Genomic DNA, 13,483 nt, shown 5'->3' with positions numbered 1-13,483 from the left:
AAATATGGATCTTATAGAAAATATTCTCTCTTTATTTTAATAAATAGATAATAGAAATTCCTGCTTTTGTAACCCCAAAATAGTGGCTGTGACTACTTTCTATAAGGTTGCCACACGTTTGGCAATTATAGCGTTTATAGTTCATGTACACATATCCTAAGCCAATAGAAGTTTCGAGATTCCATTGTTTTGCTAAGTTCCATTGATAGCCGTAAGCTAGCCCCGCACCATATAGATTACCTTGGTAGCGATTGTTTCGTAAAGAGGGAAAAATGCCAAATGGCAATTTTACACCACCCAAATTGTAATGGGCATATAGAGTGTGAAATCCGAGAAAATGTTCGCTGTAAGGCGAGCTCAACCAATAACGCAATTCAGGTTGAATCAATATATGTTTAAACTTTTTATTATTAGAGAAAGACCAAGGGTTATAATTGATCGAAAGGTCTAGGGTATATTGAGGGGAAACTTTAAATTCGCCACCCAAATTGATGCTGGTAGTTGCGAGATAGAGCAGATTTGATTTTATCGCAAAAGAAGGAGTGGCGTATTGTTTATCGCTTATAGAAATTTCTTGTGCTTGTAAAGTTTGATTTATCATTAAAAAGCACAGAACCCAGATTATACCTAATCGTTTAGCCATGATGCATTAAGTTTTGTAATACCTTTATTAATCTATTAAGAGTTCCTTTCTCTTAGAGATATACCCATAACGTGCTTGTCAGACCATTTAATTCTGATCTATTTATACTTTTGTGTATCTTGAAAATTTGTTGGATTTGAGTGAGGATATAGATAACCCTTTTTTATTCTATATCAGATAACATATTTTAGAATATGACAGAACTTTGTGCTATATCTAATTTGTTCAACTACTTTAGTTTCTGTAACCTTTTATAAAACTAATTTTACTACCTTCTTCTTGAACATTGGCAAATATATTTTAAAAATATCCCTCTGATGTTATAGATTTTTATATTTTCTTACTATATTTTTACCTTAATTCATTTTATAGATTCTTTTCTGATAGTTCCTGGGGAAGAACCTAATTTGTTTTTGCAGAAATCATTAAAGTGGGCAGGGGAATTAAAGCCATATTCTTCACTTATTTCCTTAAACGATTTTTTACTTTTGCTTATTTCATACAAAATAATTTTAGATCGTTTTTCGAGTATCCATTGATAAGCAGGCATACCAAAGACTTTTTTAAAGTGTTTGTGGAAACCTGATGAGCTATAATTCATGAGAAAAGCCAGCTCTTGAGCCGTTTTGGCTTTTGAATAGTTCTTATAAACTAAGTCTCTAAAAGATATATCTGTTGATAAATGAAGATAGAAGAAGTCGAGAAGTTTCTCTTTAGAATAGAAAGTTTGAAAGATGAAAAATAATTCTTTGATCTTAAGTTCCAATAAATGGGCACATTGTATCCCTTTCGTCAAATATGACTGCAAGTTTATTAAATACATCCACAGCATTTCATTAATATCTAAATAAGAAAGATTATATGTATACTCACTGCTCTTTGTAGAGAGAAGGGATTCCAGAGCAAAGCTTCTATCAAAATGAATACTCTCAGGAATCTTTATAGTAATTAGTGTGCAGTTTTGTTTTGTTACAGCCGAAAATTTATAACTAGTGGGAATCATTAGGGCTTTTCCTTCACCAATTAATTGATTTTTATATTCATTGAAGGAGAACAATAACTCTCCATTCATTACAAAAATCATTGTACTGTATTTATCTGAAAGAGTCCATGTACTATTCTCTATCAGCTCTATATATTCTATAATAAGATCATCACCTGCTCCATTGTTGAGGAGGAAAGATCCTTTTTCTAAATGTAAAGTTCTCATACCGTGTTAACTGATTCTGTATTTCTACTTTTGCAAACATGTAAATTTCAGACCTAACAGATCTGTCAATTCTGATCGAACTGATTTTCTTTATTTATTATGTGTTTTGTATGAGGATTTAAGCGAAGGTATTACTCAATAAGGGTAGTGGCGATGCCTATTCTGCAAACTCCCTAATACCACTGCTTTGTTATAACAGACTGTAACACCCTATTGTTCTTGTAGATATGTTTTTTTGTAAGATAGATATTATTGAAGAAGGAGAGATTCGCTGATACTATATAGAGTTCAACCATAGCATTATGCCGAGAAATTGGATAAGAGATTAAAGAATAAAGTAGGTGTTTATTCTTTGTTTTTAGGTGCTAGATATTGTCTTAAGTGAAGCTTGATATATTATATATTCATTATCGGAGTGCCTCTATAATTATATGAGGATAAGAAATAAAAGTAAAAGTAGGTGCAATTATGAACCTACTGATAATGACAGTAAGATAATAACAGAGAGCTTCTTATTATCGAACGATGTAAACCTTAACTATTATCAATTGTATCAGTTGAACTTTATTGAAATTTTGATGTAAAATAATACAGCAGATATTGTAAAATTCAAAATGTCTACGAAATTGGCTTTTACTTTTGAGCAAAGCTATCATATAAGAAAGTGATGCTCGAAATAATATTACCATGCGAACGTAATTTGTTTTTCCTAATAAACGGCTCCCATACCAACTTTTGGGATAATGTGATGTGGCTTTTTTCAGGTTCGGTTATATGGATTCCTTTAATTCTTTTCTTTTTACTCTCACTGGTTTATAAAAAAAAGATGGCAAGAATGGTTGCCTGTTTTAATTACAATAGTGCTTCTATTTGTTTTTTGTGATCAATTTTCATCTTATATCTGCAAACCTTTATTTAGTAGACTTCGCTCGACGCATCATCCTGATTTTATGAATGATGTAAGAACTTTATATGGCTATGTTGGGGGTAAGTATGGTTTTATATCGGGACATGCGACTAATTCTTTTGGTTTTGCCACACTGACCAGCTTGCTGTTTAGAAATAAAATTTACAGATGTGTAATTTCTCTGTGGGCATTTATTTGTCTTATTCTCGTGTATATCTCGGAGTCCATTTTATATCGGATGTTGTTGCAGGAGCTATTTCGGGAATAGTCATCGGGATATTGGTGTATCAATTTTATATTCTATATATCAAACGAATAGCCAAAGGGCAGAATGTGTGTATCTATTCGCAACACCGTACGAAAATACTCACAGATACAGTTATCACATATGTTTTTCTTTTTACTCTCTTCAGCGATAAGATTGTAATTCTAACAAATAATATTTTAAATAAATAAGAAATGAAACACGCTACATTGTTTTTTTATTGTTTTTCTCTTGTGTCTCATTCAGCTTTGCACAAGACTATTCTATAAAAATTGTACGACAAACTCAGCCTAAAATTGTTATATCAGATTCTTTCGTAGAATAAAGAAAAAGAGTTTAATAACCAGTATGATAATCTTTCTGATATTATCGAAAAGTAGATGTTAAAGTGTTGATTTATCCTACATAAATTATCGATTTATATAATTCTTACTCTGATCAAATACCTTTTGTTTTCTTATGAGAGGGGGATTCATTAAGTTGCAATAGATGTGATTCCGCCATCTATATATCTTTTTAAATATTTACCGGTTAGCGAAACCTTATCTTCTATTAGCTTATTAGGATGACCTTCAAATATAATTTTCCCACCATTACGTCCTGCTCCCACTCCCATATCAATAATCCAGTCCGCTTGGCTGATAACATCCAGATTATGCTCAACAATGATCACTGTATTGCTTTCTTTTGCCAATTTATTAAAAAGCTTTAGCAGTTTTGATGTATCGGATCCGTGTAAACCTGTGGTTGGTTCATCAAACACATAAATTTGACCTTTTTTACCCAATTCATTTGCAAGCTTTAGGCGTTGGCGTTCGCCTCCCGATAGTGTATTTAAAGATTGACCTATTGTTAAATAGCCTAATCCGACATTACATAGCCGATCTAAGACTGAGTGTATTTCGGTTTCAGAAAAGAAATCTTTAGACTCTGCTAGAGTAAAGGACATAATATCAACAATAGTTTTCTCTCGCAATTTATATTCCAATACATTCTGTTTATAACCGCTACCTCTGCAAAGTTCGCACTCTATTTCTACAGTATCCATAAAAGCGAGATCGGTTGAGATAATACCCAGACCTTTGCATTCGGTACAAGCCCCATCGGAATTCGTGCTGAATAAAGATGCTCTTACATTGTTTGCCTTTGCAAATAAATCTCTGATCATATCCATAATGCCTGTATATGTTGCCGTATTTGATCTCTTTGATCCACGCAAACCACTTTGACCTATAAGTATAATATCAGCATATTTTTTTATTAATGCTTGAATCAAGGAGCTTTTCCCTGATCCTGCAACTCCTGTTATCACTGTCATTATCTGCAGAGGGATTTCTACTGATACGTTTTGGAGATTGTGAAGTGTTATGTCTGTTAAGACTAGAGAAACTCCTTTTAAAATATACTTATACTCTTAAGGTTATGTATTCTGCCTTGATTGATTATTTTGAGCAAATGGGGGATTACAAAAAGGCTCTGGAGTATAGTAAACTGGAGAAAGCTACCCAAGGAAAGATAGACAAGCAAAGGGATGCTCCTGCTTTATTGGAGGCGGATAAGAAGTTCTATCTGGTACAGATGGATAACCAAGCCCGTGCATTCAGAGCTGATGTTCTTTTTGTTTTTATAATCGGTGCTAGTGCGTTTTGTATTCTATTGGTGTTTTTCTTGTTTGTTTGGAGAAGACATAGGAAAGATCAGGCGGAGATTCAATTTTATGGCGATAAATACAACGAATTAAGGCAAGTATTATATGACAAGACCGATGAATATCCGAAGATAGAGGAGGAGATAAAAGCGATGTTAGAAGAGGATTGAATGAGCTATTTAACGTGTAAAACTATTGTTATCCTATAATACAAAACTCCCGCAAGGTCATTAACCTACGGGAGTTATTATTTGAAGCAAATACAGATGATAATTTTTCTTTAAAACGATATTTTCTAAAAATGCCCCCTAAAGTTATGCATAACTTTTAGGGGGCAATTCAATTTAACCTACTGGATTTTTATATTATAGATCATTTTCCAGACAGTAAAATCGTGTGGAAACCGAGGAGGCATCCGGGGCTATCTATCTCTATGTAATGGTATAGAATCTAATTCTCTATCTATATATAAATATATTATATCTGCATTAGCTGGTCTATGGATAGAATCTCCAACTTTGAGAAAACTAAAACCTGAGGTAGAGAACTTCTGACCATTGGATAGATCAAATAAATATGCACCTTTATAAACTCCACTGATAGAGCGTTTTGTTATTACCCCTTGATAATCATAACTATTTTTGTTTATAAAGGGATATTCGATATTTTCTTGAACTTTCGTTTTTTCTTGATCTCTGTCCAAATAGAAGTAAAAGAAAATAGATGCTAATATACCTGCGATATAGGATATATACTTAAATTTTATTTTCATTGACGTCAATTATTTGTCATCCAATTCCAAAAACTACTAACCATCGTTTGGCTATTCTGTTGTTTTTGTTTTTCCGCTTGTTGTTCCTTGTACTGATCTTTTTGTTTTTCTTTTTCTTTAGAACCCTGTGCACCTGCTATCTGTGTTGAATTTCCATCGGTAACACTATAGCCTATTCCACTAGTGCCAACACCAATTTTGATTCCATAAGATTTTACTTCCCCTCCTTCAGGTGTAGTAGCGGTACTTTTGGTGAGACTAATGACCACTCCGCCACCTCCAGCTGTAACTGTTTGGTCTTTAGAGGCTCCCTCTAAGGACTGTGCATTAAACAAAAAGGAATCTCCTTGCAAAAAAGTAAACTCAAGTCCAACACTAAAATCTGCTCCTGGTGTTCCTGACCCTAAATTTGTCTTATTATAAATATTGCCAGTACCATTATCTTGTCCTTTTAATAGAACAGTCTGAGATTGTGATACTCCGCCACCATACAAATAACTACCTGATGCTCCATAATTTGTACTCATAGCAGCTGGCCTAGCTGCTTCGACCATCATAGGTTCCACTTTCTGCTGAATAGCAGATGCTTTAATATTATCCGGCTGACCAAAAGCTCCTGGAGGAAAATCCGGACGCTTCCCGTCTTTATCAACTAATTTCACCGGATTGTTCATGCAGTATACGTATGGCGACCAGTTGTAGAACTTCTCACTGAGTGGATCTTGAGTCGTAAACCTGCCATACGCGGGATCATAATACCTGGCACTATAATCATACTGATTAAGCCCATGCGATTGATCCAGTTCCTTTCCATTATACTTGTATGGCTGCTTCCCCTGCTCCGTTGTTGTACCTTCAGCAAATGCCATACCGAAGGGATAATACTGAGTACTCTGTATAAGACCAGCCGAAGCATTAGCCACAATCCTATTATTACCCAAATGATCCTTAATGTAAAAATAGTAAGTATTTTCTTCAATATATCCATTATCAGTTAATATTCTCTTTAAGACCCCATTTTCATAAATTTTATTACCAACATAATCAGTCGTTTCACTTAAAGTCAATAAAGAAGGATTAATAGTTGTTCCAATCAGAGGCGTAGTCGAATAATTAGGATTCCATTTCTTGATCACCTTCAGTTTTGTTCCCGTGACAGTGTAAGTATAGTCATTCCTAGCCTCAGCTACAGGGTTTTTGATATCCATTTGTATTGGAAGATTCAGGCTATTGTAAGTAATAGAGGAAATACCCTTATTTAGATCTTTAGTCATCGCCCCATTTTTATTAAAAGTATACTCCGCTGTAGTCACCTTACTATAGTCTTTAAAATCTGCGGAAGTAGCCAGGTTTACATTTGGTCCAAGATCAGTAATATATCTTAACTGATTACCAGTACCAGTGTAATCAAATGTCAGATCGTCAATAGTCCCGTAAGCAGCTTCACCTGTAAGTCCCTCTCATTTTATGGTTTTGATATTCCCATGTTTATCGTAAGTCATATTCTCCGCAAACTTCTCCTTAGAGAAATTGGGGTCAGGGTTAGTATAAGTTACCGATTTTATCCTTGACAAGTTATCATAGTCAAAGGTGTACTTTCTAGTTTTATTAGCTTGTTTCCATTCCTGAGTAGCTATATTCCCACTGAGTTTATAGGTGAGGTTCTCTATAAAATGAGTATTGGTTATACTATTAACCCAAGAGCGAATATTATAGACATAAGTTGTTTTGAGACCAGCCTGATTATTAGCTGTAGAGGTAGTTAACCTCCCCAACTCATCATATGAGTTCTGTGCCAGAAGTATTTCTGACCCATTGTTGAGTTTATGCTTGGTAGAAGTCATTCGCCCTGCGTGATCATAAGCATAAGTATACAGTTCTGTTTGGGTTGTTTTTCCATTAGCAGTATGAGTATGCAGTCTTTTTGTAGGACTTCCAGCAAAGGTATAGGCTATATATTCACTCTCCACCCCATCTATGTGGTTAGTTGATTTACTCTGAATAACATTTCCTTTATAATCATAATACAAGGAGGTATATAAATATTTACCAGAGCCGTCCAATATAGCTGTCATGCTCCCGGTTAACAATCCTTTACTATTAACATATTGTGTTCCATATCCACTTTGAGCAACATAATTGAGTTTCGTAAAATCATCTTTTATTTTGAACTCATAGTTATCATAATAATTAGCAGACAATATAGTTGCAGTAGTAAGACTTATTCCGGTAATATCGTAATATTTATTAGTTACGTTAGCTAAATTCATCTTAGCATTAACTACTATATTCTCTAAAAAAGCAAGATTTGTTATTGCGTTTTTACAGGTCCCAGTTAGCACTATTCGTCCAAAAGCATCGGGAATGGAAAACATCCATTCGCTTTTGGCACGTTGTTCTCCATCTTGGGTAAATATCAAACGGTCTGCTTTATCATATACATACAAAATCCAATCAGCTCCTGGTAGTTTCTTCTTGGGCAACGGTTACGCTTGTCATAGATGTATTGGTAGCCATACAGATTCAATTCAGCAGCAGTGGATGCCAGTGGAGGAAGAACAAAAGTAAGATTACCAAAATCGTCATAGACATAGTAAGTATCCAGTTTGTCTGTTCCATTCATCTGACGAGTAAGGACTACTTGTTCCAGCTTGTCTTTGAATGTGTAAGAGGTATTACCCTCTTCGTCTTTCATCTCGGTAACATAGAGCTGCCCGTCTGCATAATTACTTCCTTTTATCAGTGTAGGAGCATCTTTGGTACCTCCTACGCTATACATAATACAAGGATAGGTACTATTATTAGTCAAATAGCCAGTAGTAACAGGATTGCTTTTCCAAGCATCTCCGGGTCCATACTGTTTTATTACACGGTTTAAAGGGGAAGCTTCATATTCAGGTTCACTGAAGGCTCGGCTGTCTTTGTACTCAGAGTTAGCTCGACTTATGATATCTGCCGGATTTCGATACTCACCAGTACCAACACTACTGTTTAAAGGTAGCCAGGATTTACTTTCTCTACCGAAGGTATCGTATTCTAGTAAATGGAGCATATCTTTTTTAGATGGAGTCGCACCCATATCGACAGTTTGGACAGGGCGGCCAAGTCCATCGAAGTACTGAATCTGGGTTAAGACATTTACATCACCTTCTATCGTTCGGTCCACCGTAATAGTCTTATCATTATAAGAAACAGCCTTAGTTTGTCCAAGAGGGGTCAAGGTGACGATATAGTTCTGATTGGATGAAATAGATGTTTTAGTTTCGGACACGCTACAGGCGGCAGTGTTGATACTAAAGGTCATACTACTTGTACTTGTAGCTTTAAAAGTAAAGCCTGGCTGTAGAATAAAACCTTTACAGGCTTCATTTTTTGCTGTAGAGGGAGCCGTTTTGTACTCAATAACATCTTTTTGTGCTTGCAGACCAATGGTGCTACAAAGGAGCAGTATATATAATAATGGTTTCCTCATTGTGATTAGTTTTTACTTTTTGTCTTAAGTTGATCTACTTCTTTTCTAAGCTCTATGGTATAGAGAGTGAGCTCTTCGATCTTTTGAAGTAGTTTGATTTGAAATTCATTGATGCTGAGTCCTTCTTCTTGCATTTGCTTTTCGGAGGGGATTTCCGGTAGGTGTTTATTTTCTGTAATAAAGTCTTCTACTTCCGATAAGGGTTTTAAATCATAAGACTCATGGAAAACATGATCAGCACCAGTTAATACCTGTACTTTAACTTCCGTGGCTGAAATCACGCCTCTGACATCAAGTTTTGCTTGAGGACTCTCGGTGCCGATGCCAACGTCACCTGCAAAGCTACTGGGCACTATGGTAGAGTTTACTTTTATACCACCTGATAGGCTTAAACCTCCAAGATTGACATAACTATCGATTCCGGTTTTAGGATTATAGGTTATTCCGCTTAGGGTTAAGCTACTACTGGTAAGTTGTGGGGTTTGGGGGTAGTTTGATCGATAATGATAAGTGGCTGCCCCTCTCAGCCAAATAATTAAATGAGAGGCGCTAGTTGTTAGTGTAGCATCTTTCCATCCACCTATAAAGTGTTTCGAAGCAGGATGGTGTTGTGCTATATCAGCATTTACAAAACTTGATCCATGTCCCCATCTTGCTGTATGAAATTCAAATGTGGCAATCAGCGACCCATTCCAACTTTTATCTGTATGTACATCAGATCTCCCGAGTTTTAACAGAGTAGCTTCATTATTATTCCAGCCTGCATCGACAAATGCAACTGGATAATAGGTGTTCTCATCTCCGGCAACATAGAAACTTCCTGCATTAGGCGTTTGAGAATAGACATTTAGTATTAAAACTATACTAAATAATAATATTATACTATATCTTTTCATTTTTTCTTCTTTTATTGATTTTGATAATGGTAATCGTAAGATTGAAGAAGTTTCTTAATGGTGCTACTTTTTTCTTGGATATAAGTTGCTTTTAATCTTCCGAAAGTGTCGTACTCATAAAGAGTAGTGACTTCTCTGGGATCAGTCATTGTTAAAATACCAACTAAAGGCTTGTAAGTATAGGTGGTTACTAGAGCATTGGGTAAGGAGTTTTGTAGAGTTCCGTCTTTAAGTTTTGTCTCATTAGGTGATATCAATTTTGACAATGCATCAATACTTGCCACTGAAAACACAGATTTAATGATGGCCTCTATTTCTTCATAAGTATAACTCATATTCTTGATTTCAGCAATAGGATGTTGGCCATTATATGACCAAAGGTAAACGGTTCTTGTAATATCGTCTTTTACTAGATAAAGTGGATTACCATAACTGTCGTAACTTTGATGACTCACGCGGACTTCTAGAGATTGCTCTTTCGACGTGTTAGTTTTTGTCTCAGAAAGTCTAGGTATTGTTCCAAATAACTTATAATCATAGGTTATTTGTTGTAGTTTTCCATTGGTTTCCTTCTTTAATTCCAAGATCGTATTTACTAAATTGTTGTTTTTTAATTCAGTAGATATATTAGTAGGTATATCTGCTGGGTACAAATATTTCATTATTACATTCTTGTTGTTGCTATCCGAAATTTCTTGTTTTCTTATTTGTTTATTTGTTTGGTTATACTCATAACTTGTTTCAATTTCAACAATATTATTTCCTGTTATTTCTTGTTCTGTCTTTTTCGTCAGTCTTATCCATTGAGGATTAATCGCTGGATATAAATAAGCTGATAGGGGACTTGTTTTATTAGTTTCTTGACATACAAAATTCTCAAAATTACCAGAATTATTCTGACCTGTTCCTGAGGGAATTACAATCCCCCATAAGATAGCATCATCATCTGTTTCGTAGTCATAATTGACTTGTTTGATTATTGAATAACTGTTGTTTTCTTTCTTAGAGTGTTTTTCCTCTAATAATGCACCGTTTTGGATATAACTAAAAGTTAATGGAGCCGAACCTACAGGTGCATGATCGAAGGGTACGGTATAATTTGTGGGTAAGTTTGTATAGCCTGGAGCCCGATATGAATAGTCCAAATGCTTATCTGGTTTAATTTGGTACTTGTAAACACTACTACCATTATCTCCGTAGTTATTTCCTTGGAGAACAGTAACAATTCCATAGCCCACAGGTGTTTTGTGACTCCTTAACCCAGAAGATGATATAAATGGAGTTCTTGCTTTTCCAGAGAAGTTGATATTCCAATATCTTGGATAGTTTGTGGTTAGTATAGAATTATTAAAATCATATTCATACGATTTAGTTTCTAGTATTTGACCATTACTACTTGATGCCATTCTGTGTATTCTTAAACCTCCTGCATAAGATATCGGATTATTTTTGACATATGTCTCAGGTCCTGTCAGCCAAGTTAACTCTAGATAGAAGCTATCCAAATACTCCCTTAGATCTCCAGAAACCTCTAATTCATAGTTTCCAGGAACTAATATAAGATTGCGTATTGTTATTGATATTTCTTTTTTATTTAAATCATTGTCATAAAAAGAATAGAAGCTATGATCGTCATTTGATTCATGAATAATTTTTCCTGTATCAATATTTTTGACCCTCATTATAATATTTTTTGATGAAGGTAAGCCGGATCTATTCGTTGCAAAGATAATTCGCTTAGTAAAGCCTACTGTAACTGCCCCATTTGCTGTGCAGTCTGCCGAAGAAATAGAAAAAAATTCTTTAGCAAAAGGCCCATACATAGGTGCACGATATTCTGGAGTACCAATGATACTTACTTTTTTTTGTTCATACATATAGTTTTGGCGAAGAGGATCCCCATCGAATTTAGCAGTATTATAACGGTTGGATTCGTATTCAAAGGTCGTTTTTCCTCCTGTCGGGTACATTATCTCGGTCAGAACAAAGGCTTGGCTATAATTTGGATCTACTTCACGGTTTGCAGGCCTATCTGAAAGTCCACCTTCAATAGTTGTAGTTGAACGCAAGGGGTTATTAAATTTCTGATTGGGAATTAAATGTATGTTGGATTTTCCGTTATAGTATCCCCAATGGTCTCTGGCAGTTGATAACTTTGTTGGTAAATCTTTTTCATTGTATTTAAACTCATATTTCTCTTTTTTGTCCGTTCCAATCTCAATACCTTTCAATTTTAGCCTAAATTTATTCCAATCATCGGAAATTGCTTTATAAAAAGGATGCCCAGTCAAATCTCCTATAATGTATTTTATCCTTTCTATACTAACAACTTCGTTTCCTAAAGCATTTGACTGAAAATAGTCATACTTGAATTCAACATGTTTTACAGTTTCATTATTTGAAGAAGATTTCACGGTTAGAGCATCCAACTTAGGTTCATAAGATTGATCTTTTCTTTCATTACTATAGGAAAAAGAGACTAATCCATTAGGAAATGTAATATCTGATAATGTCACAATATCATAAAAAGTTCCATCGTTATATGGTTGTGAAGTACGTAAAGCATAGCCCTCTCCTTCTTTATAGCCATATTCTTGACTAATTCCTGATATTGAAAATGAATATGTTTTTTGAACATCATATTTAAACTCGATCTTGTTTCCGTTAATTGTTTTTATCTCTGATAAATACCAAGTCGAGATCTGTTTATTACTAATAGGTGCAAAATGGTTTTGTGTATGATGATATTCTCTCTGGTTAAAAGTATAAGTAGCTCCATCAGGGGTGATAATCTCCCAATTAAATCCATCTTTTTCTGTTCCTTTTTTTGATTTTATCACCAAATTATCAGAGGATTGTTTGTAGATTGATCCGTTATGTGTAAAAGAAAACGAACCAGAATATCCATTAAAGTTATAATTAAATATATCTGGAGCCAGATCATGGTTATCTTTTCCGAACAACCATTGTGTCAATGAACTTGTAGGTCCTGTAAAGTTCCATGAGCAACCATGTATTACAGGGTATGTTACTTGGTTTGAGTGCATTCTGTAGTCCCAGAGGTCACTGTTTAAATAAGGGTATCGATCAGGATCTCCAAAATCATCTCCTCCAACAATAGTTCGGCTTATAAGACCTCCTGTATTAAGAACCCAACCAAGACCTGTTCTGCTTGCATCTTCATTTACTTGTATGCCTGAAGCATTATAAGAAAGAGAGATAGGAAAATTGAAGTCCTGTAGTTGAATCTGATAAATAGGTATATTTATATTGGGGATACCTGTAAAATAAGAAATAGGAAAGTCTCCATATTTCAGGAATGTTTGTGCATTGGGGGAAGGAGGGATAATTTTAGCAATTTCAACTTCAGTTATTTGTGCTCTTACATAACTCGTTATTAAAAAAAAGAGTGCAACTATAGTTATTATTTTCTTCATATTATTTTTCACTTTTTAATAATTTTATCAGAAGTTGATTTGTTATTAGCCTCAATTCTTAGAATATACGTCCCTTTAACAAGGCTACTACAATCCATATACTCCGTATGTATACCTTTATCTAGTTTGCCAATAGACTGATTCTTTACCAACTTACCATCCATTGAATACAAGCTAATATTGACCGTTGTTGTATTTTCCAGATAATATTCTAGAGTCAATTGAGATTCTAC

The 13,483-nt window shown here is 34.7% G+C and carries 11 protein-coding genes and 1 pseudogene; 2 read left to right on the top strand and 10 right to left on the bottom strand.

The annotated features are described in order from the left end of the window. Positions 1 to 31: 31 nt before the first annotated feature. Together IR022_RS14795 and IR022_RS14790 are read right to left on the bottom strand one after the other, a co-directional pair. On the bottom strand, positions 32 to 643 hold the full coding sequence (locus tag IR022_RS14795) for a DUF3575 domain-containing protein (RefSeq protein ID WP_194204314.1): 612 nt from the start codon (positions 641 to 643) through the stop codon (positions 32 to 34). A gap of 361 nt (positions 644 to 1,004) precedes the next feature. Continuing rightward, complete coding sequence (locus IR022_RS14790) at positions 1,005 to 1,853, bottom strand: helix-turn-helix domain-containing protein (RefSeq protein WP_194204313.1); 849 nt, start codon at positions 1,851 to 1,853, stop codon at positions 1,005 to 1,007. Between the two features lie 860 nt (positions 1,854 to 2,713). On the opposite strand from IR022_RS14790, the pseudogene IR022_RS20395 reads away from it, so the two are divergent. Beyond that, positions 2,714 to 3,216: pseudogene (locus tag IR022_RS20395) on the top strand (phosphatase PAP2 family protein). 284 nt (positions 3,217 to 3,500) lie between these two features. On the opposite strand, the gene IR022_RS14780 reads toward IR022_RS20395, so the two are convergent. After that, positions 3,501 to 4,394 carry an ATP-binding cassette domain-containing protein gene (locus IR022_RS14780; protein WP_317174087.1) on the bottom strand — a complete coding sequence of 298 codons (894 nt, stop codon included), beginning with the start codon at positions 4,392 to 4,394 and terminating at the stop codon, positions 3,501 to 3,503. 53 nt (positions 4,395 to 4,447) lie between these two features. Here IR022_RS14780 and IR022_RS14775 point away from each other — a divergent pair, with 53 nt between their 5' ends. Next, the gene (locus IR022_RS14775) at positions 4,448 to 4,843 is read left to right on the top strand and encodes a hypothetical protein (RefSeq protein ID WP_194204311.1); all 396 of its coding nucleotides are present in this window, start codon (positions 4,448 to 4,450) and stop codon (positions 4,841 to 4,843) included. 251 nt (positions 4,844 to 5,094) lie between these two features. On the opposite strand, the gene IR022_RS14770 is transcribed toward IR022_RS14775, so the two are convergent. From IR022_RS14770 to IR022_RS14740, 7 genes are all read right to left on the bottom strand, one after another. Next, positions 5,095 to 5,445, bottom strand: a complete 351-nt coding sequence (locus tag IR022_RS14770) for a hypothetical protein (RefSeq protein ID WP_194204310.1) — start codon at positions 5,443 to 5,445, stop codon at positions 5,095 to 5,097. A 5-nt stretch (positions 5,446 to 5,450) separates the two neighbouring features. Next, positions 5,451 to 6,719 carry an RHS repeat domain-containing protein gene (locus IR022_RS14765; protein ID WP_194204309.1) on the bottom strand — a complete coding sequence of 423 codons (1,269 nt, stop codon included), beginning with the start codon at positions 6,717 to 6,719 and terminating at the stop codon, positions 5,451 to 5,453. A 186-nt stretch (positions 6,720 to 6,905) separates the two neighbouring features. After that, on the bottom strand, positions 6,906 to 7,928 hold the full coding sequence (locus IR022_RS14760; RefSeq protein WP_194204308.1) for an RHS repeat domain-containing protein: 1,023 nt from the start codon (positions 7,926 to 7,928) through the stop codon (positions 6,906 to 6,908). Further along, the gene (locus IR022_RS14755; protein WP_194204307.1) at positions 7,862 to 8,917 is read right to left on the bottom strand and encodes a DUF6443 domain-containing protein; all 1,056 of its coding nucleotides are present in this window, start codon (positions 8,915 to 8,917) and stop codon (positions 7,862 to 7,864) included. The genes IR022_RS14760 and IR022_RS14755 overlap by 67 nt, the downstream gene beginning before the upstream one ends. 5 nt (positions 8,918 to 8,922) lie before the next feature. Then, entirely contained in the window at positions 8,923 to 9,813 is an 891-nt protein-coding gene (locus IR022_RS14750) for a hypothetical protein (RefSeq protein WP_194204306.1), read from the bottom strand. Between the two features lie 11 nt (positions 9,814 to 9,824). Continuing rightward, positions 9,825 to 13,250 carry a hypothetical protein gene (locus IR022_RS14745; RefSeq protein WP_194204305.1) on the bottom strand — a complete coding sequence of 1,142 codons (3,426 nt, stop codon included), beginning with the start codon at positions 13,248 to 13,250 and terminating at the stop codon, positions 9,825 to 9,827. Between the two features lie 8 nt (positions 13,251 to 13,258). Beyond that, a partial coding sequence (locus IR022_RS14740) for a T9SS type A sorting domain-containing protein (protein WP_194203402.1) occupies positions 13,259 to 13,483 on the bottom strand: 225 nt, incomplete at its 5' end.

The organism is Dysgonomonas sp. GY617, from assembly GCF_015233815.1.
Classification (GTDB): Bacteria; Bacteroidota; Bacteroidia; order Bacteroidales; family Dysgonomonadaceae; genus Dysgonomonas_A.
This window is presented reverse-complemented; position numbering and strand designations above follow the sequence as displayed.